The organism is Streptomyces sp. NPDC001410 (assembly GCF_042895235.1).
Classification (GTDB): Bacteria; Actinomycetota; Actinomycetes; order Streptomycetales; family Streptomycetaceae; genus Streptomyces.
On the sequence record NZ_JBIAWE010000022.1, the window covers coordinates 115205 to 139512 of the forward strand.

Annotated in this window: 20 protein-coding genes; 13 read left to right on the forward strand and 7 right to left on the reverse strand. The window is 70.5% G+C overall.

The annotated features are described in order from the left end of the window. The first annotated feature begins 396 nt into the window (after positions 1 to 396). Positions 397 to 1938, forward strand: a complete 1542-nt coding sequence (locus ACFY3C_RS37780) for an RNA polymerase sigma factor (RefSeq protein ID WP_390774043.1) — start codon at positions 397 to 399, stop codon at positions 1936 to 1938. Positions 1939 to 2060: 122 nt separating this feature from the next. Further along, positions 2061 to 2921 carry a serine protease gene (locus ACFY3C_RS37785; protein ID WP_390774044.1) on the forward strand — a complete coding sequence of 287 codons (861 nt, stop codon included), beginning with the start codon at positions 2061 to 2063 and terminating at the stop codon, positions 2919 to 2921. A 97-nt stretch (positions 2922 to 3018) separates the two neighbouring features. On the opposite strand, the gene ACFY3C_RS37790 is transcribed toward ACFY3C_RS37785, so the two are convergent. Next, complete coding sequence (locus ACFY3C_RS37790; RefSeq protein ID WP_389169631.1) at positions 3019 to 3249, reverse strand: hypothetical protein; 231 nt, start codon at positions 3247 to 3249, stop codon at positions 3019 to 3021. A gap of 440 nt (positions 3250 to 3689) precedes the next feature. Between ACFY3C_RS37790 and ACFY3C_RS37795 the strand changes: the two genes are divergently transcribed. From ACFY3C_RS37795 to ACFY3C_RS37820, 6 genes are all read left to right on the forward strand, one after another. Further along, on the forward strand, positions 3690 to 5813 hold the full coding sequence (locus tag ACFY3C_RS37795; RefSeq protein WP_390774045.1) for a type IIA DNA topoisomerase subunit B: 2124 nt from the start codon (positions 3690 to 3692) through the stop codon (positions 5811 to 5813). A gap of 286 nt (positions 5814 to 6099) precedes the next feature. Further along, complete coding sequence (locus ACFY3C_RS37800; protein ID WP_390774046.1) at positions 6100 to 6621, forward strand: DUF1453 domain-containing protein; 522 nt, start codon at positions 6100 to 6102, stop codon at positions 6619 to 6621. Continuing rightward, positions 6618 to 7769: a histidine kinase gene (locus tag ACFY3C_RS37805; protein ID WP_390774047.1), complete on the forward strand. Its 1152-nt coding sequence runs from the start codon at positions 6618 to 6620 to the stop codon at positions 7767 to 7769. Before ACFY3C_RS37800 ends, ACFY3C_RS37805 begins: the two co-directional genes overlap by 4 nt. After that, positions 7766 to 8449: a response regulator gene (locus ACFY3C_RS37810; protein ID WP_390774048.1), complete on the forward strand. Its 684-nt coding sequence runs from the start codon at positions 7766 to 7768 to the stop codon at positions 8447 to 8449. The genes ACFY3C_RS37805 and ACFY3C_RS37810 overlap by 4 nt, the downstream gene beginning before the upstream one ends. Before the next feature lie 68 nt (positions 8450 to 8517). Further along, the gene (locus ACFY3C_RS37815) at positions 8518 to 9066 is read left to right on the forward strand and encodes a DUF485 domain-containing protein (RefSeq protein ID WP_390774049.1); all 549 of its coding nucleotides are present in this window, start codon (positions 8518 to 8520) and stop codon (positions 9064 to 9066) included. Further along, positions 9063 to 10655, forward strand: coding sequence for a cation acetate symporter (locus ACFY3C_RS37820; protein ID WP_390774050.1), 1593 nt, complete (start codon positions 9063 to 9065; stop codon positions 10653 to 10655). Before ACFY3C_RS37815 ends, ACFY3C_RS37820 begins: the two co-directional genes overlap by 4 nt. A 49-nt stretch (positions 10656 to 10704) precedes the next feature. On the opposite strand, the gene ACFY3C_RS37825 is transcribed toward ACFY3C_RS37820, so the two are convergent. Beyond that, positions 10705 to 11397: a response regulator gene (locus ACFY3C_RS37825; protein ID WP_386575893.1), complete on the reverse strand. Its 693-nt coding sequence runs from the start codon at positions 11395 to 11397 to the stop codon at positions 10705 to 10707. A gap of 159 nt (positions 11398 to 11556) precedes the next feature. On the opposite strand from ACFY3C_RS37825, the gene ACFY3C_RS37830 reads away from it, so the two are divergent. From ACFY3C_RS37830 to ACFY3C_RS37840, 3 genes are all read left to right on the forward strand, one after another. Beyond that, positions 11557 to 12372: an ABC transporter ATP-binding protein gene (locus ACFY3C_RS37830; protein WP_386575892.1), complete on the forward strand. Its 816-nt coding sequence runs from the start codon at positions 11557 to 11559 to the stop codon at positions 12370 to 12372. Next, the gene (locus ACFY3C_RS37835; protein ID WP_386575891.1) at positions 12362 to 13240 is read left to right on the forward strand and encodes an ABC transporter permease; all 879 of its coding nucleotides are present in this window, start codon (positions 12362 to 12364) and stop codon (positions 13238 to 13240) included. Before ACFY3C_RS37830 ends, ACFY3C_RS37835 begins: the two co-directional genes overlap by 11 nt. Before the next feature lie 85 nt (positions 13241 to 13325). Then, the gene (locus ACFY3C_RS37840; RefSeq protein ID WP_390774051.1) at positions 13326 to 14387 is read left to right on the forward strand and encodes an ABC transporter substrate-binding protein; all 1062 of its coding nucleotides are present in this window, start codon (positions 13326 to 13328) and stop codon (positions 14385 to 14387) included. Positions 14388 to 14405: 18 nt separating this feature from the next. Here ACFY3C_RS37840 and ACFY3C_RS37845 read toward each other — a convergent pair whose 3' ends face one another. From ACFY3C_RS37845 to ACFY3C_RS37860, 4 genes are all read right to left on the reverse strand, one after another. Next, a complete protein-coding gene (locus tag ACFY3C_RS37845) occupies positions 14406 to 15086 on the reverse strand; it encodes a response regulator (protein WP_390774052.1) in 681 nt (226 codons plus the stop codon). Continuing rightward, positions 15083 to 16774 carry an ATP-binding protein gene (locus tag ACFY3C_RS37850; protein ID WP_390774053.1) on the reverse strand — a complete coding sequence of 564 codons (1692 nt, stop codon included), beginning with the start codon at positions 16772 to 16774 and terminating at the stop codon, positions 15083 to 15085. Before ACFY3C_RS37850 ends, ACFY3C_RS37845 begins: the two co-directional genes overlap by 4 nt. A gap of 122 nt (positions 16775 to 16896) precedes the next feature. Further along, entirely contained in the window at positions 16897 to 17838 is a 942-nt protein-coding gene (locus tag ACFY3C_RS37855) for a sucrase ferredoxin (protein WP_390774054.1), read from the reverse strand. Positions 17839 to 17892: 54 nt separating this feature from the next. Beyond that, the gene (locus tag ACFY3C_RS37860; RefSeq protein ID WP_386575886.1) at positions 17893 to 19149 is read right to left on the reverse strand and encodes a citrate synthase; all 1257 of its coding nucleotides are present in this window, start codon (positions 19147 to 19149) and stop codon (positions 17893 to 17895) included. A gap of 112 nt (positions 19150 to 19261) precedes the next feature. Between ACFY3C_RS37860 and ACFY3C_RS37865 the strand changes: the two genes are divergently transcribed. Together ACFY3C_RS37865 and ACFY3C_RS37870 are read left to right on the forward strand one after the other, a co-directional pair. Beyond that, entirely contained in the window at positions 19262 to 20425 is a 1164-nt protein-coding gene (locus tag ACFY3C_RS37865; protein WP_390774055.1) for a citrate synthase/methylcitrate synthase, read from the forward strand. Between the two features lie 122 nt (positions 20426 to 20547). Beyond that, a complete protein-coding gene (locus tag ACFY3C_RS37870; protein ID WP_390774056.1) occupies positions 20548 to 21615 on the forward strand; it encodes a CobW family GTP-binding protein in 1068 nt (355 codons plus the stop codon). Here the strand turns inward: ACFY3C_RS37870 and ACFY3C_RS37875 are convergent. Continuing rightward, positions 21612 to 24071 carry a DNA topoisomerase (ATP-hydrolyzing) subunit A gene (locus tag ACFY3C_RS37875; RefSeq protein ID WP_390774057.1) on the reverse strand — a complete coding sequence of 820 codons (2460 nt, stop codon included), beginning with the start codon at positions 24069 to 24071 and terminating at the stop codon, positions 21612 to 21614. The genes ACFY3C_RS37870 and ACFY3C_RS37875 overlap by 4 nt on opposite strands. Positions 24072 to 24308 lie beyond the last annotated feature (237 nt).

Consider the following 24308-nt stretch of genomic DNA (forward strand, 5'->3'; position numbering starts at 1 on the left):
CTCGTGGTTCTCGTGGCGGCGCCGGGCCTGGGAACCGGCCGTCGCCGGACCCCGCCGGATCCTTGGGAATCCGGCGGGGTCCGGCGACGCGGCCGGCCGTCCATGCCGGCGGAGCGGTCCCGGTCGGCACAACAGTGATCTCCTCTGCCCATGTCTGACTGCTTTTGACCGCTTACGGGGTGTGACTCGGGCCACGCAGATTGGGCGTAACGCTCGCGGGAGCAGCGCGATGACCTAAGAGGTGACAGCCGCGGAGGGAATACGGACGCCATGACAGGCGCTGTGCATCTTCCCGGCCCCCGCCCGTTCCGTCGGCCCATCCCCAGGCCGGTGGTCGGCCCCTGTTCGCTGTGGACGGGGCCGGAAGCCGTTTTCCAACGTTCCGAGAGGTTGTTCGTGTCGGCCAGCACATCCCGTACGCTCCCGCCGGAGATCGCCGAGTCCGTCTCTGTCATGGCGCTCATTGAGCGGGGAAAGGCTGAGGGGCAGATCGCCGGCGACGATGTGCGTCGGGCCTTCGAAGCTGACCAGATTCCGGCCACTCAGTGGAAGAACGTACTGCGCAGCCTCAACCAGATCCTTGAGGAAGAGGGTGTGACGCTGATGGTCAGTGCAGCAGAGCCCAAGCGCACCCGAAAGAGCGTCGCAGCGAAGAGCCCGGCGAAGCGCACCGCCACCAAGACGGTCGCGGCGAAGACGGTGACCACCAGGAAGGCCACCGCCACCACGGCCGCCCCGGCCGTGCCCACCGCCCCGGCAGCCGACGACCCAACCGAGGAAGTCGCACCCGCCAAGAAGGCAGCAGCCAAGAAGACGACCGCCAAGAAGGCGGCCGCGAAGAAGACCGTCGCCAAGAAGACGGCCGCCAAGAAGACCGCGGCCAAGTCGGACGACGTCGAGCTGACCGAGGACGAGGTCCTCGAGGACGCCAAGGTCGCCGACGAGCCCGAGGGCACCGAGAGCGCCGGCTTCGTACTCTCCGACGAGGACGAGGACGACGCTCCCGCCCAGCAGGTCGCCGCAGCCGGTGCCACCGCCGACCCGGTCAAGGACTACCTCAAGCAGATCGGCAAGGTCCCCCTGCTCAACGCCGAGCAGGAGGTCGAGCTGGCCAAGCGCATCGAGGCGGGTCTGTTCGCCGAGGACAAGCTGGCGAACTCCGACAAGCTCGCCCCGAAGCTGAAGCGCGAGCTGGAGATCATCGCCGAGGACGGCCGCCGCGCCAAGAACCACCTCCTGGAGGCCAACCTCCGTCTGGTGGTCTCCCTGGCCAAGCGGTACACCGGCCGCGGCATGCTCTTCCTGGACCTCATCCAGGAGGGCAACCTCGGTCTGATCCGCGCGGTGGAGAAGTTCGACTACACCAAGGGCTACAAGTTCTCCACGTACGCCACCTGGTGGATCCGTCAGGCGATCACCCGCGCCATGGCCGACCAGGCCCGCACCATCCGTATCCCGGTGCACATGGTCGAGGTCATCAACAAGCTCGCGCGCGTGCAGCGCCAGATGCTCCAGGACCTGGGCCGCGAGCCCACCCCGGAGGAGCTGGCCAAGGAACTCGACATGACCCCGGAGAAGGTCATCGAGGTCCAGAAGTACGGCCGCGAGCCCATCTCGCTGCACACCCCGCTGGGTGAGGACGGCGACAGCGAGTTCGGCGACCTCATCGAGGACTCCGAAGCCGTCGTCCCCGCCGACGCCGTCAGCTTCACGCTTCTGCAGGAGCAACTGCACTCCGTTCTGGACACCCTGTCCGAGCGCGAGGCCGGCGTGGTCTCCATGCGTTTCGGTCTCACCGACGGTCAGCCGAAGACCCTCGACGAGATCGGCAAGGTCTACGGCGTGACGCGTGAGCGCATCCGTCAGATCGAGTCCAAGACCATGTCGAAGCTGCGCCACCCGTCGCGTTCGCAGGTGCTGCGCGACTACCTCGACTAGGTCCCGGTCGTACGACGACGAAGGCCCGGCTCCCCTCGCGGGAGCCGGGCCTTCGTGCTGCGCGCAGTCGTGCGGTGACTGACTCTGGGTGTTCCAGCACCACCGCAGAGTGAGGAGCATGTATGCGCCGTTCCATTGCCCGGGCCCTGATCCGGCCTCTGGTCCTGGCGGCCACCATGACCGCCATACCCCTGATGGGAGCTGCCCCGGCGGCCTCCGACAGCGTCGTCGTAGGGGGTTTTCCGATAGAGATTTCGCAGGCCCCGTGGACCGTGGCGCTCTCCAGCCGTGACCGGTTCGGGGGTACGCGGGCGGGGCAGTTCTGCGGCGGGGTGGCGGTCTCCCGGACCACCGTGCTCACCGCGGCTCACTGCGTGGACGAGGAGGTCCTGGGAGCGCCTCCGAACGAGACGCGCGACCTCAAGGTCATCGCGGGCCGTACGGACCTGCTGTCGAGTGAAGGCGAGGAGATCGCCGTCCAGAGCAGCCGGGTGAATCCGCGCTACAACCCGGTCACCAACTCCGGCGACTTCGCCGTGCTCACGCTTGCCACGCCGCTGCCGCAGAGCGCGGTCGTGGCCATGGCGCCGGCGGGTGACCCGGCGTACAGGGCGGGGACGCAGGCTCTGGTCTCCGGATGGGGTGACACGACCGGCGGCGGCGCCTATGCGCATCGGCTCCATGCTGCACGCGTGAGTGTGCTGGCCGACGATCTGTGTGCTCGTGCCTACCCGGGCGGTCTGGACGGCGCCTACCGGGCCGGCTCCATGCTGTGCGCCGGAGAGGCTGCGGGCGGTCCGGACGCCTGTCAGGGCGACAGTGGAGGCCCACTGGTGGCCTCAGGGCGGCTGATCGGGCTGGTGTCCTGGGGGAGCGGCTGTGGGCGCCCCGGCAGCCCTGGTGTCTACACGCGTGTGTCCGACGTCCTGCGCACGCTGCAGCCGGCCCTCGCTGGTCCGCAGAGGCCCCACAAGGGCACCTGAGGGACTGCGTGGGGGCATGAGCACGGGCGGCCGCTCCTGGTGGTGAGGAGCGGCCGCCCGTTCGCTGGCCTGGGCTGGCTCGTCGTGGTGCGAGATGTCAGCGCTCTTCGTCGGAAGCGGAGCCAGGAACGGTCGTCAGCCGCTCCGTCTCGTCCTGTATCTCAGCGGCGATCTTCTTGAGTTCCGGCTCGAACTTGCGACCGTGGTGGGCGCAGAAGAGCAGTTCTCCGCCGCTGAGCAGGACCACGCGCAGGTATGCCTGGGCGCCGCAACGGTCGCAGCGATCGGCGGCCGTCAGCGGGCTCGCGGGGGTCAGAACAGTAGTCACGTCGCCTCTTCTCTAGCTCGACGAGCTGTCGTACCAGGGTCAACATCCAACCAGCCCGAAAACGTTCCCGCTCGTGGCTTTTCCTCGAAAAAATCTTTCCGGGGCTGCTGTCTGCTGCCGGTTGGCGGCGAATGTGCCGTAGTGCGTGTCTTGCGTGCTTACGGTTTCGCGCTGTCTTAGGTTCACGTCCTCCCGGCGGGGTTGCCGGTTGTTCATGAGGACGTGCCCGGAGCCTAAATGGTTCATGCCTCCAAGGGAACGTGATATGTACTTCACTCCATCGAGGGATCGAACATGTATGCGAGCCTGGACTAGGCTGACTTCCCGACGAGGGTGGCGTTACAACGGCTCTACCAGGCCTCGGTACCCTCTGAGCGGCAACCGAAGCCGCCCCCTTACCCAAAAGGGGGTCACCTGAAATTCAGCGAGGAGCGAACCGCGTGACCGCCGATACGTCCGTGCCGTCCACAGCGCTGCTGGCAGGAGCAGACCGGGACGGTTCCAACTACACCGCGCGGCACCTGCTCGTCCTCGAGGGCCTCGAGGCCGTGCGCAAGCGCCCGGGAATGTACATCGGCTCGACCGACAGCCGCGGCCTGATGCACTGCCTGTGGGAGATCATCGACAACTCCGTGGACGAGGCCCTCGGTGGCTACTGCGACCACATCGAGGTGATCCTCCACGACGACGGCTCCGTGGAGGTGCGGGACAACGGCCGCGGCATCCCCGTGGACGTGGAGCCCAAGACCGGCCTGTCCGGCGTCGAGGTCGTCATGACCAAGCTCCACGCCGGCGGCAAGTTCGGCGGCGGCTCCTATGCCGCCTCCGGTGGTCTGCACGGCGTCGGCGCCTCCGTGGTCAATGCGCTGTCCGCCCGTCTCGACGTCGAGGTGGACCGCAGCGGCCACACCCACGCCATCAGCTTCCGGCGCGGTGTGCCGGGGGCCTTCCGAGGAGACGGTCCGGACGCGAAGTTCGAGGCCAAGAGCGGTCTGGCCAAGGGCAAGAAGATCCCCAGGACCCGTACCGGTACGCGTGTGCGGTACTGGGCCGACCGACAGATCTTCCTGAAGGACGCCAAGCTCTCCCTGGAGACGCTGCACCAGCGCGCCAGGCAGACCGCCTTCCTGGTGCCCGGCCTCACGATCGTCGTCCGCGACGAGTTCGGCCTCGGCGAGGGCGGCAGCAAGGGCGAGGAGTCCTTCCGCTTCGACGGCGGCATCAGCGAGTTCTGCGAGTACCTGGCCAGCGACAAGCCGGTGTGCGACGTCCTCCGCTTCTCGGGGCAGGGCACGTTCAAGGAGACCGTCCCGGTCCTGGACGAGCACGGCCAGATGACCCCGACCGAGGTCACGCGTGAGCTGGGCGTGGATGTCGCGCTGCGCTGGGGCACGGGCTACGACACCATCCTGAGGTCCTTCGTCAACATCATCGCCACCCCCAAGGGCGGCACCCACGTGACCGGCTTCGAGCAGGCCATCACCCAGACGTTGAACGACGTGCTGCGCGCCAAGAAGATGCTGCGTGTGGCCGAGGACAACATCGTCAAGGACGACGCCCTCGAGGGCCTCACCGCCGTCGTCACCGTGCGCCTGGCCGAGCCGCAGTTCGAGGGACAGACCAAGGAGGTCCTCGGCACCTCGGCGGCCCGCCGCATCGTGAACAACGTGGTCTCCAAGGAACTGAAGGCGTTCCTGACCGCCACCAAGCGTGACGCGGCCGCCCAGGCCCGGGTCGTCCTGGAGAAGGCGGTCGCCGCCGCCCGTACGCGTGTCGCGGCCCGCCAGCACAAGGACGCCCAGCGGCGGAAGACCGCTCTGGAGTCGTCGTCCCTGCCGGCCAAGCTCGCCGACTGCCGCAGCGACGACGTCGACCGCAGCGAGCTGTTCATCGTCGAGGGCGACTCCGCGCTCGGCACGGCGAAGCTGGCCCGGAACTCCGAGTTCCAGGCGCTGCTGCCGATCCGGGGCAAGATCCTCAACGTGCAGCGGTCTTCGGTGACCGACATGCTCAAGAACGCCGAGTGCGGCGCGATCATCCAGGTCATAGGAGCCGGGTCGGGCCGTACGTTCGACATCGACGCGGCCCGCTACGGCAAGATCATCATGATGACCGACGCCGATGTGGACGGCTCCCACATCCGGTGCCTGCTGCTGACGCTGTTCCAGCGCTACATGCGGCCGATGGTCGAGGCGGGCCGGGTCTTCGCCGCGGTGCCGCCGCTGCACCGCGTCGAGCTGATCCAGCCGAAGAAGGGCCAGGACAAGTACGTCTACACGTACTCGGACCGTGAGCTGCGCGACAAGCTCATGGAGTTCCAGAGCAAGGGCATCCGGTACAAGGACTCCATCCAGCGCTACAAGGGTCTGGGCGAGATGGACGCCAACCAGCTGGCCGAGACCACGATGGACCCGCGCCACCGCACCCTGCGCCGGATCAACCTCTCCGACCTGGAGGCCGCCGAACAGGTCTTCGACCTGCTCATGGGCAACGACGTGGCGCCGCGCAAGGAGTTCATCTCCAGCTCGGCCGCGACACTGGACCGGTCGCGGATCGACGCGTAACCGCTGAGCCGGACTTCGGCCGACCGGGCCGCTCAGCATGAGCGGGCCGGTCGGCCGCTGCGCGTGGCCGCTCCGTGCAGTGACACATCGCGCTCGGCCGGCCGCCCCGACCTCGTGACCACCGCCCCACCGCAGGTCTCTCCACCCGTGGGTGGAGGCTGCCCGGTCGCCGGATTCCACCCGCGATCCACCCCTGCTCCGATCTCCTGACCTGCGAATTTCCGTAACTTCGAAGGCGTCGGCAGCACTCGCTCCCGACACCACCTTCTCGCTTACGGAGGCCGTGATGTCTGGGCTCGTCAACGTGTTGATGATCGTGGCCGTCGTCGCCGTGGTGGTCGTGCGGCAGTTCCGGGCCCGCGCGATCGACACTGACCGGCGCTGGTGGCTGCTGCCCGTGATCCTCGCGGTCGTGGCGCTGCGCGAGCCCGGCATACTCGACGCCCACCACCGCGCCGGATCCGCCGTGCTGCTCGCCGTGGAAGTGCTCATCGGTCTGGCCACGGGCGCCGGCTGGGCCTGGACCACCCGGATCTGGACGGCGCCGGACGGCGTGGTGTGGACCAAGAGCACCAGGGCCAGCGTCGTCGTATGGCTCGTCGGCATAGGCCTCCGGGTCGGTGTCTTCGCCCTCGGCGCGGCGTTCGGCGTGCACCAGGACAGCTCGGCGCTGATGCTCGGCCTCGCCGGCACCCTGCTCGTCCGCGCCGGGGTACTGGTCTGGCGGGCCCAGTCCTTCGGCTCCGCGAGCCGCCCGGCCCCGGCGTACGGTGACGACATGCGGACGGCGTGGAAGGAGCGGGTGTGAGGGACAACGCCTGGACGCGCTGGCCGTCGCGCGAGGCGCTGGGCCGGGAGGGGACCAGCCGGCCCCGACGTATGATCGCCTGGGCCGTCAGGCTGCTCGTGATCGCCCTGCTCCTGTGGAGCGCCTTCAGCCAGAAGCACGTCGGCGTCTGGGGCGCGCTCGCGGCCGCGTCGGGAGTCGTGCTGGCCGGCGTCGTCTCCTGGGCCTTCTTCCGCACGACCTACGAACACCGGCTGCTGCCGTCCCTGGGACTCATCGGCGTGCTCCTGGGGATCGCGCTCGCGGCTCAGGCCACCGGGTTCCAAGGACCGGCCCTGGTGATCTGGTGCGGCTGCGGGGTCGCCGCTCTGGAGAGGCTGCCCATCGCGGCCGGCCTGCCGGTGACGTCGGTGGCACTGGCCTCGTACTCCGCGTCCAACAACGACGTGTGGCTGACCACGGCCGCCACGGTGGCGGGCATGGCCCTCGCCGGATACGTCCTGCGACTGGACGCGGAGGCCCGGGGCGGCGCGCAGCGGCTGCTCGCCCAGGAGCGGGCCGCGAGGGCCGCCGAGGCGGAGTCGGCGGCGCTGGGCGAGCGGGCGAGGATCGCCCGGGAGATCCACGACGTGCTGGCCCACAGCCTCTCAGCACAGCTGGTCCACCTCGAGGCGGCCCGGCTGCTGATCGAGCGGGGCGCCGACCGGGAGCAGATCCTGGAGCGCGTGGTGGCCGCCCGGGGCATGGCCCGCGACGGCCTCGCCGAGACCCGGCAGGCGCTGTCCGCGCTGCGCGGCGAGCTGACTCCGCTGGAGGACTTCCTGACCGAACTCGTCAGCGGCGCCGACGGAGCCGAGGTCACCGTCACGGGTGAGCGCAGACCCCTGCCGGCCGAAGCGTCCCAGGCCGTGCGCCGGGTGGCGCAGGAAGCGCTGACGAACGTCCGCAAGCACGCCCACGGCGCCAAGGTGCACCTGCGGCTCGACTACGGCCCGCGCGAAGTGACCCTGGACGTACGGGACTCGGGCGGCCCGCCGGGCGAACTGACCGGGTCCGGCGGCGGGTACGGTCTGCTGGGAATGCGTGAGCGCGCCGAACTGCTGGGCGGCTCGCTCGATGCGGGGCCGGACGAGGAGGGGTTCCTGGTGACGTTGAAGGTGCCGGTATGACGGAGGCGGAGGGGGAGAAGAAGCCTGCGCGGGTGGTCGTCGCGGACGACCAGACCGTGGTCCGGGAGGGCATCGTGATGCTGCTCGGGCTGCTGCCCGGTGTGGAGGTCGTGGGTTCCGCGGGGGACGGCGAGGAGGCCGTGCGGCTGGTCGGGGAACTCGCCCCCGACGTGGTCCTGATGGACCTGCGGATGCCCCGCTGCGACGGCGTGGAAGCCACGCGGCGGATCCGGGCCCGCTACCCGCGGACCCAGGTGGTGGTGCTCACCACGTACGCGGACGACGAGTCGCTGTTCCCCGCGCTGCACGCGGGAGCCCGGGGCTATCTCACCAAGGACGCGGGTGGCGACGAGATCGTGCGCGCCGTGGAGAGCGTCCTGTCGGGGGACGCGGGACTGTCGCCGAGCGTCCAGCGCCGGCTGCTGGAACGGCTGTCGGAGCCCGAGCCCAAGCAGGCCGAGGCCGAGATGCCCGACGGACTCACCGCGCGGGAGACCGAGGTCCTGGTGCTGATCGGCGAAGGGCTGAGCAACCAGGAGATCGCCCGGAAGCTGCATGTCTCCACCGCGACCGTGAAGACACACATCAACAACCTCTTCGCCAAGACGGGCCTCAAGGACCGGGCGCAGGCGGTGCGGTACGCGTACGGGAAGGGCCTGGTGCGGCCCCGCGCGGATTGAATCACCTGATGGGGTGAGAGCCGAGGGAAGAAGAGTCAGGGATCTTCCCGATCTGTCCATCCTTGGGCATGCAGTCAAGCAACGGTCGTGCCCGCGGGGCCGGGGACGGTTCCGGGGACCCGGCCCAGAGCCAGGAAGACCCCGGCGCGGTGTCCCGCGACGCGAGGTACGAGGACCCTTGGTACGACGCGCTGGCCACCGGCTGGGGCGAGCTGGACGGCGCCGGTGTGCCGGCACGGGCCGTACCGTCCGCGCGCGGGGAGCAGGACGCGTCGGATCTTCGCGCTCGTAACGTGTACGTCGAGGTGCAGCGCAGCGAGGCCTTCCAGGAGGTGCGCAGCAGGTACCGGCGGTTCGTGGTGCCGGGGGTCGCCGCCTTCCTCGCGTGGTACGTGGGGTACGTGATCGCGGCGACGACCGCTCCCGGACTCATGGCCCGTCCCGTGATGGGAGCGGTGAACGTGGCGATGCTGGCGGGACTCGGGCAGTTCCTGACCACGTTCCTGTTCACCTGGGCCTACGCCCGGCATGCGCGGCTGCGCCGGGACCGGGCGGCGCTGGAGCTGCGCTGGGACACCCAGGAACTGACGCGCGGAGTCCAGGGAGGCGCCTCGTGACCGGCGATCACCAGATGCTGGCGCTGTTGCTGTTCAGCGGCTTTGTGGCCGTCACCCTGGGGATCACGACATGGGTGAGTCGCAGGCGGCAGGGTTCGGCGGAGGAGTTCTACGCCGGCGGGCGGCTCTTCTCCCCGATGGAGAATGGTTTTGCCATCGCGGGTGACTACATGTCGGCCGCCTCCTTCCTGGGGGTCACCGGGCTGATCGCGCTGTTCGGCTACGACGGGCTGCTGTATGTGGTGGGCTTCCTTGTCGCCTGGCTGGTCGTGCTGTTCCTGGTGGCGGAACTGGTGCGCAACTGCGGGCGGTTCACCCTGGCCGATGTGGTGGCCGCGCGGATGAGCGAGCGGCCGGTGCGGATCGCCGCGGGAACTTCCTCGGTCACGGTGTCCGTTCTGTATTTGGTGGCGCAAATGGTGGGCGCGGGCAGCCTGGTGGCGCTGCTGCTGGGGCGGACGAGCGGGGCGGCCCAGGCCTGGACGGTCATCGGGGTGGGCGCGCTGATGGTGATCTATGTGTCCCTGGGGGGCATGCGGGCCACCACCTGGATCCAGATCGTGAAGGCGGTTCTGCTGCTCAGCGGGACGGTCGCGCTGACCGTGCTGGTGCTGGTGCGGTTCCACGGCGACTTCGACCGGCTGCTGGTCACGGCCGCGGAGCGCAGCGGCCACGGGAGCGCGTTCCTGGCCCCGGGGCTGAAGTACGGCGGGAGCTGGACGGCCCGTCTCGACTTCATCAGTCTGGGGCTCGCGCTGGTGCTGGGTACGGCAGGGCTGCCGCACATCCTGTCCCGGTTCTACACGGTGCCGACCGCGCGGGCGGCCCGTCGCTCGGCGGTGTGGTCCATCGGGCTGATCGGCGGCTTCTACCTGATGACGATCGTCCTCGGCCTGGGGGCCGCTGCCGTGGTGGGGCCGGACGTCGTGAGCCGCTCGAACACGGCCGGGAACACGGCGGTCCCCCTGCTGGCGCTCGATCTGGGCGGCGGCGCCGGTTCCACCGGTGGAACGGTTCTGTTCGCGGTCGTCGCGGCCGTCGCCTTCGCGACGATCCTCGCGGTGGTCGCCGGGATCACGCTCGCCTCCTCGGCGGCCGTGGCGCACGATCTGTACGCGTCGCTGCGGCGGCGGCACGTCAAGGCGCGCAGCGAGGTGGCGGTGGCGCGGATCGCGGCGGTCGGCATCGGTGTCGTGGCGATCGCCCTGGGCCTGCTGGCCCGTGACCTCAACGTCGCCTTCCTGGTGGGCCTCGCCTTCGCCGTGGCCGCGTCGGCGAACCTGCCGGCGCTGCTGTACTCGCTGTTCTGGCGTGCCTTCACCACGCGTGGTGCGGTGTGGGCCGTATACGGCGGGCTGATTCCCGCGCTCGGCTTGGTGCTCCTGTCCCCGGTGGTGTCCGGCAGCCCGGACTCGCTCTTCCCGGACGTCGACTTCCAGTACTTCCCCCTGCAGAACCCGGGCATCGTCTCCATCCCGCTCGGCTTCCTCGCCGGCTGGCTGGGCACGGTCACCTCGGACGAGTCCGCGGACGAGGCCAAGTACGCGGAGACCGAGGTGCGCTCGCTGACCGGGGCGGGAGCCGTCTAGCCGGCGGCGTCCGCACGGCCGTGGCCCGGCACACGGCCGCCCTGCCGCCCTACGGCGCCACCCACGCGTAGCGGTGTTCCGGGCGGCCGGTGTCGCCGTACTTCAGGGAGAGGCGGAGGCGGCCCGCCTGTTCCAGGTGGCGGAGGTATCGCTGGGCCGTGGAGCGGCTCAGGCCGGTTCGGGCGGCGACCTCGTGGGCCGACAGGGGCTGGTCCGCACGGTGCAGGACGCCGCAGATGAGGTCCGTCGTGGGCTCCGAGTGGCCGCTGGGCAGGCCCGGCGCGGACGGCGCGGGGGAGGTGCGCAGGGCGCCGAAGATCCGGTCGACCTGTTCCTGGCCCGTCAGCCCCCGGCCGCCCACCCGGTCGACGGTGCGGCGCAGGGCCGCGTAGGAGTCCAGCCGGGTGCGCAGGGCGGCGAAGGTGAAGGGCTTGACCAGGTAGTGCAGGGCGCCCAGGCGCATCGCCTGCTGCACGGTCGTCACATCGCTGGCTGCTGTGATCATGATGACGTCGGTGCCGTGGCCCTGCTCCCGCATGCGGTGGACGAGTTCGAGGCCGGTCTGGTCCGGCAGGTAGTGGTCGAGCAGGACGAGGTCGATGGCGCCGCGTTCGACGGCGGCCAGGGCCTGGGCGGCGCTGTGCGCGCGGGCGGTCACCCGGAAGCCGGGAACCTTCCCCACGTATTTGGCGTTTATCTCAGCGACGCGGAAGTCGTCGTCCACCACCAGGACGTCAATCATCAGGCCTCTCCTTCAAGGCCGGCGAGCGTTAAGCCCGTGTTTCGTGCTCCGCAGTTGTAGCGCGAGCAAAATGAGCACAACAGGCTCTTGCGAGCAAAAGAACGGCTTGTGCTCACAAGACTGCAGCTGTGGCCGGGGCCACACCTACCGTCCCGGCCCATGAGCACAGACACCAGCCCCGCCATCGAGCTACGGGGCGCGAGCAAAACCTTCAGGACCCCGTCGGGGGGTCTGCACACGGCCGTGCGCGACCTGGACCTCACCGTGCGGCGTGGCGAGTTCGTAGCCGTCGTCGGACCCACCGGCTGCGGGAAGTCCACCACGCTGACCCTCGTCAGCGGCCTGGAGGAGCCCACTGAGGGCGAGGTGCTGGTGGCCGGGCAGCCGGTCGACGGCGTCGGCGACAAGGTCGGCTTCGTTTTCCAGCAGGACGCCACCTTCCCCTGGCGGACGGTCCTGTCCAACGTCATGGCCGGCCCCCGCTTCCGGGGCGTGCCCAAGGCGGAGGCCAGGCAGAAGGCCCGCGAGTGGCTGGCCCGTGTCGGACTCGCGGCCTTCGAGGACCGCTACCCGCACCAGCTCTCCGGCGGCCAGCGCAAGCGCGTCGCCCTCGCCGCCACCTTCGTCAACGACCCCGAGATCCTGCTCATGGACGAGCCGTTCTCGGCGCTCGACGTGCAGACCCGCGCGCTGATGTCGGACGAGCTGCTGGAGCTGTGGGAGGGCACCGGCGCCTCCGTCGTCTTCGTCACCCACGACCTGGAGGAGTCCATCGCGCTGGCCGACAAGGTCGTCGTGATGACCGCCGGGCCCGCGACCGTGAAGCAGGTCTTCGACATCGACCTGCCGCGGCCGCGCAAGGTCGAGTCGGTGCGCCTGGAGCCGCGGTTCATCGAGATCTACCGCGAGATCTGGGAGTCCCTCGGCGAAGAGGTCCGCATCACCCGCGAGAGGGGTGCCGCGAATGTCGCCTGACGTCATGCCCGAGGCCCAGGTCGCGCTGACCATGACCGAGCCCGGCAACAAGACGGACCGCACGCAGTCGCGCGCGCGTGCCGCCCGCAGACGCAAGGTCGTCGTCATGGGCGCCCGTGTACTGCTCCTGATCGCCGTCCTCGGCCTCTGGGAGGCGCTCTCCCGGGCCAAGACCATCGACCCGTTCAACTTCTCGATGCCCTCGAGGATCTGGGACCAGATCTGGACCTGGGTGATGCACGGGACCGCCCAGGGTTCGCTCGGCGAGCAGATCTGGGCCACGGTCCAAGAGGCGCTGCTCGGCTGGGTGCTCGGTGTGGTCGCCGGTGTCGTGTTCGGTATCGCCCTCGGGCGGATCGCCTTCCTCGCCGACGTCCTTGGTCCATACATCAAGGTGCTCAACTCGATCCCCAGGATCGTCCTTGCCCCGATCTTCGTGATCTGGTTCGGACTCGGCCCCGCCTCCAAGGTCGCGTCGGCCGTCGTGCTGGTGTTCTTCCCGGTGTTCTTCAACGCCTTCCAGGGCGCCCGCGAAGTCGACCGCAACCTGGTCTCCAACGCCCGGATCCTAGGCGCGAGCGACCGCAGGGTCACGCTCCAGGTCGTCATCCCGTCGGCCACCTCGTGGATCTTCACCAGCCTCCACGTCAGCTTCGGCTTCGCCCTCATCGGCGCCATCGTCGGCGAGTACATCGGCGCGACCAAGGGCATCGGCCTGCTCGTCGCACAGTCGCAGGGCACCTTCAACGCGGCCGGCGTCTACGCCGCGATGGTCATCCTCGCCGCCGTCGCCCTCGTCGCCGAAGGGCTGCTCACCTTCGCCGAGCGCCGCATCTTCCGGTGGAAGCCGGCGGGCTCCGACAGCTGAACGCCCCCGAACCACCCACTTTCGAACGCTTCTCCGAGCCACCCCCCTTTCCCCGCACCGCCCTCTCACAAGGACGTGAACCGCCATGCGCAAGTCCGCCAGATACACCACCCTGGCCGCCGCCGGTCTGCTCGCCCTCTCCTCCCTCACCGCCTGTGCCAATGACGCGGCGAGCACCGCCTCGGCCGGCTCCGGCAGCAAGGGCGACGGCAAGGGCACGAAGGTCAAGATCATGGTCGGCGGCCTCGACAAGGTCATCTACCTGCCCGCGATGCTCACCCAGCGGCTCGGCTACTTCGACGCCGAGGGCCTCGACGTGGAGCTGCTGAGCGAGCCCGCCGGCGTCCAGGCCGAGACCGCGCTCGTCTCCGGCCAGGTGCAGGGGGCGGTCGGCTTCTACGACCACACCCTCGACCTCCAGGTGAAGGGCAAGTCGGTGGAGTCCGTGGTGCAGTTCTCGCACGCGCCCGGCGAGGTGGAGGTCGTCTCCGACAAGGCGGCGGGCGACATCACTTCGCCCAAGGACTTCAAGGGGAAGAAGCTCGGTGTCACCGGTCTCGGATCCTCGACCGACTTCCTCACCAAGTACCTCGCCGTCAAGAACGGCGTGAAGGTCAGCGAGTTCACGCCGGTCGCCGTCGGCGCAGGACCGACCTTCATCTCGGCACTCCAGCAGGGCGCGATCGACGGCGGCATGACCACCGACCCGACCGTCGCCACCATCCTGGACAAGAAGGCCGGCAAGGTCCTCCTCGACATGCGCACCCCGGAGGGCTCGCAGGCGGCGCTGGGCGGGCCGTACCCGTCGTCGAGCCTGTACATGCAGACGGACTGGGTCAACGGTCACAAGGACACCGTCCAGAAGATGGCCAATGCATTCGTCAAGACGCTCAAGTGGATGTCCACCCACAGCGCGGACGAGATCGCGGCCAAGATGCCTGCCGACTACTCCCAGGGCAACAAGGCGCTCTACGCCGAGGCGATCAAGAGCACGCTGCCGATGTTCACCAAGGACGGTGTGATGCCCGCGAACGGTCCGGAGACCGTCGAGAAGGTCCTCAAGTCGTTCAACCCCGCCATCCAGAACGCCAAGGTGGACCTGAGCAAGACGTTCACGACCGAGTTCGTCGAGAAGGCGGCCGAGTGACGGCTCGCTGACGCCCGCTCAGGCGCGGGTCGCCCACACGTAACGGTGTTCCGGGCGGCCCGCGTCGCCGTATTTGAGGGTCAGCCGGGCTCGTCCGGTGCGCTCCAGGAGCTTGAGGTAGCGCTGGGCGGTCTGGCGGCTCACCCCGGTCCGCTCGGCGATCTTCTGGGCGGACAGCGGCCCCCCCGCACTCATCAGGGCCTGGCGCACCAGCTCGGCCGTGGTGGGGGAGTGCCCCTTCGGCAGCGCCGGCTCCGACGGCGCCGACAGGGCGGCGAAGATGCGGTCCACCTCGGCCTGTTCGGCCTCGCCGCCGCCGTCCAGCGTGCGGCGCAGCTGGCGGTACCCCTCCAGCTTGGCCCGCAGCCCGGCGAAGGCGAACGGCTTCACCAGGTACTGCAGGGCGCCGTGCCGCATGGCCGCCTGGACGGTCGACACGTCCCGCGCGGCCGTCACCATGATCACGTCGGTCTGGTGGCCGCGCCGGCGCATCTCCTGGACGACCGCGAGCCCGGTGTCGTCGGGCAGGTAGTGGTCCATGAGGACCAGGTCGAGCCGCGGGAGCGTCTCCAACTGGCGCAGCGCCTCGGCCGCGTTGTGCGCCTCCCCGGCCACATGGAAGCCGGGCACCTTCTCGACGTAGGCGGCGTTGACCCGAGCGACCCGCACGTCGTCGTCCACGACCAGGACCTCGATCATCGCGCCTCCTCCTCGGCAGTGGTGGGGACATCTCCGGGGGCCGGTTCCCCGGATCCCGTGAGGGCCGGCTCCAGTTCCGGCTCGGTCAGTGCCTCGGGCAGGACGACCGTGAACTCCGCGCCTCCGCCGTCCGCGGCGCCCACCCTCGCGCTCCCGCCCTGCCGTTCGGCGAGCCGGCGCACCAGCGAGAGCCCGAGGCCCCGCTTGCCGTGCGCGGGCGGCTTCTTGGTGGACCACCCCTCCGTGAAGATCAACTCCCGTTGGTCCTCCGGGATCCCGGGCCCGGTGTCGTGCACGCGGAGGACGACCGTACGGCCCTCGGCGCGCAACTCGACCTCCACACGCGCGTGCGGAGTGCCCGCGACCGCGTCGAGCGCGTTGTCCACGAGGTTGCCCACGACCGTGACCAGACCCCGGGGGTCGATCAGCCGGTCCGGGAGCCGGGTGCGCTCCGACACCCACAGGGCGACCCCCCGCTCGGCCGCCACGGTCGCCTTGCCGACCAGCAGGGCGGCGAGCAGCGGGTCCTGGATCTTCTCGGTGACCTGCTCGGCGGTGACCCGGTGGTCTCCGACGACCTCGCCGACGAACTCCACGGCGTCGTCGTACATCTCCAGCTCCAGCAGCCCGAGCAGGGTGTGCATGCGGTTGGCGTGCTCGTGGTCCTGGGCGCGCAGGGCGTCGATCAGGCCGCGCGTGGAGTCGAGTTCGCGGCCCAGCTGCTCCAGTTCGGTGCGGTCGCGCAGGGTGGCCACGGCGCCGCCGTCGTCCGTGGGCATGCGGTTGGCGACCAGGACGCGCTGGCCGCGCACGGTCAGCAGGTCGGTGCCGGTCACCCGCCCGGCCAGGACGTCCGCCGTACGACCCTCGCCCAACGCCTCGTCCAGGGACTTGCCGACGGCCTCGTCGCCGATGCCCAGCAGCCGCCGTGCCTCGTCGTTGAGCAGCCGGATGCGGCCGCCGCGGTCGAGGGCGACCACACCCTCGCGGATGCCGTGCAGCATCGCCTCGCGCTCGGCGAGCAGCGCCGAGATGTCGGAGAAGGCCAGGTCCCGGGTCTGCCGCTGCACCCGCCGGGAGATCAGCCAGGCGGCCAGCGCACCCACCGCGAGAGCGCCGCCGGCGTAGGCGAACAGCCCCGGGATCGCGCTGATCAGCCGGGCGCGCACGCTGTCGTACGCGATACCGACCGAGACCGCCCCGATGATCCGGTGATCGGCGTCGTACAGGGGCACCTTGCCGCGGGCCGAGCGGCCCAGGGTGCCCTTGTCGATCTCCATGACATCTTTGCCTCCCAGGGCGTCGCTGGGGTCGGTGGAGACCTGGCGGCCGATCTCGCTCGGGGTGGGGTGCGACCAGCGGATCCATCGCCGGTCCAGCACCACGATGTACTCGGCGTTCGTGGCGTGCCGGATCCGCTCGGCCTCCTGCTGCACCGGTCCGCTGCGGGTCGGCGGGGTGTGCTCGACGCCCTCGGCGATCTGCGGGTCCTGTGCCGTGGTCTGGGCGATGGCCAGCGCGCGGCGCATCGCCTCCTGGTCCAGCTGTTTGCTCAGCGGAGCCAGGAAGAGCCCGGTCGCGAGCACCGCGACCCCCGCGGCGATCGCCACCTGCATCAGCAGCACCTGCGAGAAGACCCGCCGCGGCAGACCGAGGCGCAGGCGGCGTGCGGGGGGAGTGGGGCTCATACCCACGACGGTACGTGGGGGGACGTCGGTCGCCGTAGCGGGTGTGGCGTGGATCTCTTGACCGTTTCTTGAAGAAGTGGGTGCGGGGGTTCTTGGAGACGCGGCCGCGGGAGTGCTCCGGATCAGCTCGCCAGCGCCGTCGTCCGCAATTCGCGCACGGCCACCACGTCCATCCGCGCCGGCGTCCCGAGCACCGCCGCGCCGCAGCTCTCCGGGCGCGGCGGCAGGGACGCGCCCTGGGCCACGGTGACGAGCCAGTGGCGGCCGTCGGTATGGGCGACCACGACCTCCCAGCGCGGCGCCCTGCCCTCGGTCCGTACGACACTCAGCGCGCCCGCCGCGTACTCGCCCGCCGCCGAGCGCACGGCCAGCTCGGCCGCCTGGCCGGGCCGGTCCCAGGCGGAGCACCCGCGGCACCCCTCGACCACCACGTGGCCCTTCTGGACCCCGTGCAGGGCCTCCTTGATGGTGTGCGCCTCCGCGCGGCCGTAGGCGTAGCCGTACGGCAGGACGAGGACCGTGGGCGCGAAGCGATGACCACCCAGATGGGTGACCTCCCAGACGCCCCGCACACCGGACGAGGCCAGCTCGGCGGCGAGGGGGCGGCCCAGGAGTGCGCAGCAGCGGTCGCGCTTGCCGTTGGTGCACACGAGCGCGAGCGGGTCGCCCGTGTGCGGCCTGCCGTCCAGCGCCGCGCCGAAGGAACGGTGGTCGCCCGCGCCCAGAGCGGCGAAGTCGAGGCCGAGCAGCCGGTACGGATCGCGGGTGGTGGCGCTGTGCAGCCAGACGTTCCCGGGGACGGTGTGGGCCACGTACACCTGCCGGAGCGCGGGCGTGCCCGGGTCGGCGTGGCGGCCGGGGCGCCGGATGAGCGCGACGCGGACGCCGGTTCCCTCGGCGGCGGCCTCCAGGGCGCGGCCCAGCGCGGGGTCGAGATGGCTCGAAGTGAGCGCCTTGACGCCCCACGGGCCGGGCTGTTCCAGCAGCAGCCACGTCGTCGCCGTGGCAGCCGTGCCGGAAACGGGCTCGTCGAGGCTCCGGGAGACGGTCGCGCACCTACTCACAGAGGTGAGCCTAACCTGACTTTCCCCGGGGCGACTTCCGGCCGTGCCCGTGCCCTACTCCGGGAGGGGCTGCGGAGGGCGCGGACCGACGTAGTGACCGCTGGGGCGCATGCGCAGCGGACGCTCGCCGTACTCCTCCAGGGCGTGGGCGATCCAGCCCGCCGTCCGGGCCACGGCGAAGATGGTCTCGCCGGCCGTGGCGGGCATGCCGCAGGAGGCGGTGAACACCGCGAGGGCCAGGTCGACGTTGGCGTGCAGCGGGGTGTGACGGGCGGTCGTGGCGACGATGTCACGGGCCGCCAGTAGAGCGGGTTCTGCTCGCGGGAGCTGTTCCAGGAGGCCGAACAGGACCCGCGCGCGCGGGTCTTCGCCGGGGTAGAGCCGGTGACCGAGTCCGGGGATACGGCGTCCCGCGCGCAGCTCGTCCGCGATCACCGGGACGGCAGTGCCCTGGTCGAGGACGTCGAGCAGCATCCGGTGGGCCAGGCCGCTGGCGGCGCCGTGCAACGGGCCCTCCAGGACGCCGAGTCCGGCCGAGACGGCCGCGTAGGCGTGCGCGCGGGCCGAGGCGGCGACCCGGACGGCGAGCGTGGAGGCGGCCAGGTCGTGGTCGACGAGCAGGGCGAGGGCGGTGTCCAGGACGCGCAGTGCCGCCTCGTCGGCGGGGCGTCCGGTCAGCCGGCCCCACAGCCGGTGGGCCAGCGGGCCGTCGTCCTTCGGGGCGTGCAGGACCGGCGGCAGCGCGGCGACGAGCGTGGGGATGAGGGTGCGCGCCGTGCTCAGCACGGCCTGCTCGGAGAGGTCGAAACGCAGCGGGTCCTCGGCCGCCGCGGCGATCGCCGCCACCCGCAGCCGGTCGGTGGGGGAGGTGTGCTCGGGCAGGGCGCGCACGGCGTGGCGGGCGACCTCGACGGTCTCCTCGGGCGCGGTGAAGGTCACGCCCCGCGTCATCCGGCCCGTCCACAGCCACTCCGCGACCTCCTCGTAGGAGTGGCGGGCGGCCAGCTCCGTGGCGTCGACGCCACGGAAGTAGTACCGGTCCTTGTCGATGAAGGTGAGCCGGGTCCGGACGGACAGATCCCCGGCGGAGCCCGGACTCCCCGCCGCTTCCCGCCGGTTGCGCCGGGCCAGGGCCTCGACTTCGCGTGCTTCGAAGGTGCTGGCGCGGCCGCCCGGCTCGCGCCTGCTGCTGAGCAGGCCGCGGCTCACGTAGGCGTACACCGTCTCCGGCTTCACGCCGAGCAGTTCGGCGGTCTCCTTGGTGGTCAGCCTTCGCCCGGGACGGTCGGGAGCGGGTTCGTGATCGCGCATGGAGGTCACCGTAGCCGCCTCCGCACACCTTGATAGCAATACATTGATTGGATCAACGTTGACAGGAAGTCGTCAAGCATGGACAGTCGGATCAAGTCCAGGGAGGAACATCATGTCCATCAGCAGGACCGCACCCCGTGTCGACGTACCGCGCGGCCTCGCCGGAGTCGTCGTCACCGACACCGAGATCGGAGACGTACGGGGGCTCGAGGGCTTCTACCACTACCGCCAGTACTCGGCCGTCGAACTCGCGCGGACCCGCGGCTTCGAAGACGTCTGGCACCTCCTCGTCCACGGCACGCTCCCGGACGCGGAGCGCCGCGCCGCCTTCACCGCCGAGACCGCGGGACTGCGCAGGCTGCCCGGGGAGGTCCGCGCTGCCCTGCCCGCCATAGCGGCGGCGAGCCGCATCTCCGGACCGCTGGCCGGGCTGCGCACGGCGCTGTCGCTGCTGGGCGCGGCGCAGGGGTTCCGGCCGGTGTACGACATCGACGCCGACCGGCGCCGCGCGGACACCGTCGCCGTCTGCGCGGCCGTACCGACCCTGCTGACCGGGCTCCACCGGCTGGGGCAGGGCCTCGACGCTGTGGAGCCGCGCGAGGACCTGTCGTACGCGGCCAACTACCTCTACATGCTCACGGGTGACGAACCGGACCCGCGGCGGGCCCGTGCCGTCGAGCAATACCTGATTTCAACCATTGATCACGGATTCAACGCATCAACCTTCACCGCGCGGGTCATCGCGTCCACGGGTGCCGACGTGGCGGCCTGCCTGGTCGGGGCCGTCGGCGCACTGTCCGGGCCGCTGCACGGCGGGGCCCCCAGCCGCGCCCTCGACACCCTGGACGCGATCGGAACGCCCGACCGCATCGACTCCTGGATCCGGGAGCGGGTGCTCGCCGGCGACCGCATCATGGGCTTCGGGCACGCCATCTACCGCACGGAGGACCCCCGTTCGCGGATGCTGCGCGAGATCGCCCAGGGCTTCGGAGGCGCACGCGTCGCCTTCGCCGTCGAGGTCGAGCGGCAGGTCGAGGCGATCCTCGCCGAGCTGAAGCCGGGCCGCGAACTGCACACGAACGTCGAGTTCTACGCGGGCGTGGTCATGGAACTGTGCGGCCTGCCCCGGGAGATGTTCACCCCCACATTCGCGGCGGCCCGCGTGGTCGGCTGGAGCGCCAACATCCTGGAACAGGCGGAGGACTCGAAGATCATCCGGCCGGTCGCGAGGTACGTGGGCCCGGAGCCGCCGGCCGCGGTGCCGGCACAGCCCTGAGAGACCCCCGCGAGCCGCCGGCGCCCGGCCCGATGCGCACGCGGGCCCCGGCGGCGCCCCTCCCCGGGACGCCCCGCTCTTATCCTGGTCCGGCAGTCGGTCCACGTGAGAGAGGGCGCCCGTTGGGCAACAGCCGCACCCCGCAGCAGATCCCCGTCGTCGTACTCGCCGGATTCCTCGGTTCGGGGAAGACCACGCTCCTCAACCACCTGCTGCACCGCAGCGGAGGCAGCCGCATCGGGGCGATCGTCAACGACTTCGGCGCCATCGAGATCGACGCCATGGCCGTCGCCGGCGCCCTCGGCGACTCGACCGTCTCGCTCGGCAACGGCTGCCTGTGCTGCGCGGTCGACGCGAGCGAACTCGACGTCTATCTGGAGCGGCTCGCCGCGCCCGCCGCGGGCATCGACGTCATCGTCATCGAGGCCAGCGGCCTTGCCGAGCCGCAGGAACTCGTGCGGATGGTGCTCGCCAGCGAGCACCCCGGCATCGTCTACGGCGGCCTTGTCGAGGTCGTCGACGCCGCCGAGTTCGACGGCACCCGAGCCCAGCACCCCGAGATCGACCGGCACCTCGCCCTCGCCGACCTCGTCGTGGTCAACAAGCTCGACCGGGCGCCGGACGCCGACCGCGTCCTGCGCCTGGTCCGCTCGCTGACCGAGCAGGCCGCCGTCGTCCCCGCCACCTACGGCCGCATCGACCCGGAGTTCCTCTTCGACTGCCGCCCCAGCGAGGAGCGCATCGGGCAGCTGTCCTTCGACGACCTGCACGAGCACAGCGGCGACGACGACCATCACGGCCACCTGCACACCGGCTACGACAGTCTGTCCTTCACCTCCGACATGCCGATGGAGCCCCGTCGGCTGATGCGGTTCCTGGACAGCCGTCCGCAGGGGCTGTACCGGATCAAGGGGTACGTGGACTTCGGGCCGTACGACGTCGTCAACCGGTACGCCGTCCATGCCGTCGGCCCGTTCCTGCGCTTCCACCCCGAACCGTGGCCGCCCGCCGACGCCCGCCGCACCCAGCTCGTGCTGATCGGCTCCGGTATCGCGGCGGACGCCCTCGGCAAGGAGCTGGAGGGGTGCAGGAACGACGCCCCACACGCCGACGAGCACGGCATGTGGGGCGTCCTGCGGTACGTACAGGGCTCCGAGGAGGAGCCCGACGCAGTGGCGTACGCGGGCTAGAACACCGGTCCCGCGACCACCGACACCGTCTTCGCCAGCGACGTGCCCGAGCCGTCCCGGCGCGGGTCCGGCTCCGGCAGCTCCGCCGGGGTGCCGTTCTTCTGCGCCGCCCGGGCCGGGACGGGACCCGCCCAGGCCAGCGACAGGCAGTCCTCGCCCTTCAGGAACCGCTGGCAGCGCACGCCGCCGGTGGCCCGGCCCTTGCGCGGGTACTGGTCGAACGGGGTCAGCTTGGCCGTCGTCTGCACGGAGTCGTCCAGCGTGCCGCGCGAGCCCGCCACCGTGAAGACCACCGCGTCGGCGGCCGGGTCGACCGCCGTGAACGAGATGACCTTCGCGCCCTCGGTGAGCTTGATGCCCGCCATGCCGCCGGCCGGGCGGCCCTGCGGGCGGACGATGGAGGCCTGGAAGCGCAGCAGCTGCGCGTCGTCCGTGATGAACACCAGATCCTCCTCGCCGGTGCGCAGCTCCACCGCGCCGACGATCCGGTCGCCCTCCTTGAGGGTGATGACCTCCAACTCGTCCTTGTTGGACGGGTAGTCGGGCACCACACGCTTGACGACACCCTGCTCGGTGCCGAGTGCCAGACCCGGGGACGACTCGTCCAGAGTGATCAGGCAGACCACCGTCTCGTCGTCCTCCAGGGAGACGAACTCTGCCAGCGGCGCCCCTCCGGCGAGGTTCGGCGTGGTCGCCGTCCCGGGCAGCTGCGGCAGGTCGACCACGTTGATCCGCAGCAGGCGGCCCGCCGAGGTCACCGCGCCGATCTCACCGCGCGCGGTCGCCGGGACCGCCGAGACGATCACGTCGTGCTTGACGCGCCTGGCGTCGGCGTCCTCCGTGAACGGCTCGTTGTCCGCCGTACGGGCCAGCAGGCCCGTGGAGGACAGCAGCACCCGGCACGGGTCGTCGGCGACCTGGAGCGGGACGGTGGCCACCGGGGCGCCGGCCGACTCCAGCAGGACCGTGCGCCGGTCGGTGCCGAACTGCTTGGCCACGGCGGCCAGTTCGGCCGAGACCAGCTTGCGCAGCTCCGCGTCCGAATCCAGGATCCGGGTCAGCTCCGCGATCTCCGCGGTGAGCTTCTCCTTCTCCGCCTCCAGCTCGATGCGGTCGTACTTGGTGAGCCGGCGCAGCGGCGTGTCGAGGATGTACTGCGTCTGGACCTCGCTCAGCGAGAACCGCTCCATCAGGCGCTCCTTGGCCTGCGCGGAGTTCTCGCTGGACCGGATCAGCCGGATGACCTCGTCGATGTCGACCAGCGCGGTCAGCAGACCCTCGACCAGGTGCAGACGGTCACGGCGCTTGCCGCGGCGGAACTCGCTGCGGCGCCGCACGACGTTGAAGCGGTGGTCGAGGTAGACCTCCAGCAGCTCCTTCAGGCCCAGGGTGAGCGGCTGCCCGTCCACCAGGGCCACGTTGTTGATGCCGAAGGACTCCTCCATCGGAGTGAGCTTGTACAGCTGCTCCAGGATCGCCTCCGGCACGAAGCCGTTCTTGATCTCGATGACCAGACGCAGGCCGTGCTCGCGGTCGGTGAGGTCCTTGACGTCGGCGATGCCCTGGACCTTCTTCGCGTTGACCAGGTCCTTGATCTTCGCGATCACCTTCTCCGGACCGACCGTGAACGGCAGTTCGGTGACGACCAGGCCCTTGCGACGGGCGGTCACGGTCTCGATCGAGACCGTCGCGCGCATCTTGAAGGTGCCGCGGCCCGTCGCATACGCGTCCCGGATGCCGTCCAGGCCGACGATCCGGCCGCCGGTGGGCAGGTCGGGGCCCGGGACGTGCCGCATCAGTGCGTCCAGGTCCGCGTTCGGGTACCTGATCAGGTGGCGGGCAGCCGCGATGACCTCGCGCAGGTTGTGCGGCGGCATGTTCGTCGCCATGCCGACCGCGATGCCCGAGGAGCCGTTGACCAGCAGGTTCGGGAAGGCGGCGGGCAGCGCCACCGGCTCCTGCTCCTGGCCGTCGTAATTGGGCGTGAAGTCGACCGTGTCCTCGTCGATCGACTCCGTCATCAGGCTCGTCGCCTCGGCCATCCGGCACTCGGTGTACCGCATGGCGGCCGGCGGGTCGTCGTTGCCCAGCGAGCCGAAGTTGCCGTGGCCGTCGACCAGCGGGAGGCGCATCGAGAACGGCTGGGCCATGCGCACCAGGGCGTCGTAGATCGACGCGTCGCCGTGCGGGTGCAGCTTGCCCATGACCTCGCCGACGACCCGGGCGCACTTCACGTAGCCGCGGTCGCGGCGCAGGCCCATCTCGTTCATCTGGTAGACGATGCGGCGGTGCACCGGCTTGAGGCCGTCACGGGCGTCCGGCAGGGCGCGCGAATAGATGACCGAGTACGCGTACTCAAGGTAGGAGCCACGCATCTCGTCCACGACGTCGATGTCGAGGATCTTCTCCTCGTACGAGTCGTCGGGCGGCGGGGTCTTCGTGCTGCGGCGGGCCATCCTGCCTGGCTCCTTGCTGAAGCGTTTGACGGATCTGACGCGGACCATTGTGGACCGAGGCACTGACAAGCCGGGCCACGACCCGGTCCGTGCGGCTCTGCCCGGTGCCGGAAAGCCGTCCCACGGCACGCCTGACGCAGGCTACGCGATCCGCTGTGGGCGTACGTCCGGCGGGAACTTCGCCGAGGCCTCGCACGCTTTGCATACAGTGGCAGGACCGGCAGGAAAACAGCGGTT

Coding starts and splice junctions, on each gene's coding strand:
- ACFY3C_RS37865 (WP_390774055.1), top strand. CDS start 19,262: ATGTCCATCAGCAGGACCGCACCCCGTGTCGACGTACCGCGCGGCCTC.
- ACFY3C_RS37800 (WP_390774046.1), top strand. CDS start 6,100: ATGTCTGGGCTCGTCAACGTGTTGATGATCGTGGCCGTCGTCGCCGTG.
- ACFY3C_RS37835 (WP_386575891.1), top strand. CDS start 12,362: ATGTCGCCTGACGTCATGCCCGAGGCCCAGGTCGCGCTGACCATGACC.
- ACFY3C_RS37840 (WP_390774051.1), top strand. CDS start 13,326: ATGCGCAAGTCCGCCAGATACACCACCCTGGCCGCCGCCGGTCTGCTC.
- ACFY3C_RS37825 (WP_386575893.1), bottom strand. CDS start 11,397: ATGATTGACGTCCTGGTGGTGGACGACGACTTCCGCGTCGCTGAGATA.
- ACFY3C_RS37810 (WP_390774048.1), top strand. CDS start 7,766: ATGACGGAGGCGGAGGGGGAGAAGAAGCCTGCGCGGGTGGTCGTCGCG.
- ACFY3C_RS37815 (WP_390774049.1), top strand. CDS start 8,518: ATGCAGTCAAGCAACGGTCGTGCCCGCGGGGCCGGGGACGGTTCCGGG.
- ACFY3C_RS37875 (WP_390774057.1), bottom strand. CDS start 24,071: ATGGCCCGCCGCAGCACGAAGACCCCGCCGCCCGACGACTCGTACGAG.
- ACFY3C_RS37845 (WP_390774052.1), bottom strand. CDS start 15,086: ATGATCGAGGTCCTGGTCGTGGACGACGACGTGCGGGTCGCTCGGGTC.
- ACFY3C_RS37830 (WP_386575892.1), top strand. CDS start 11,557: ATGAGCACAGACACCAGCCCCGCCATCGAGCTACGGGGCGCGAGCAAA.
- ACFY3C_RS37860 (WP_386575886.1), bottom strand. CDS start 19,149: ATGCGCGATCACGAACCCGCTCCCGACCGTCCCGGGCGAAGGCTGACC.
- ACFY3C_RS37850 (WP_390774053.1), bottom strand. CDS start 16,774: ATGAGCCCCACTCCCCCCGCACGCCGCCTGCGCCTCGGTCTGCCGCGG.
- ACFY3C_RS37785 (WP_390774044.1), top strand. CDS start 2,061: ATGCGCCGTTCCATTGCCCGGGCCCTGATCCGGCCTCTGGTCCTGGCG.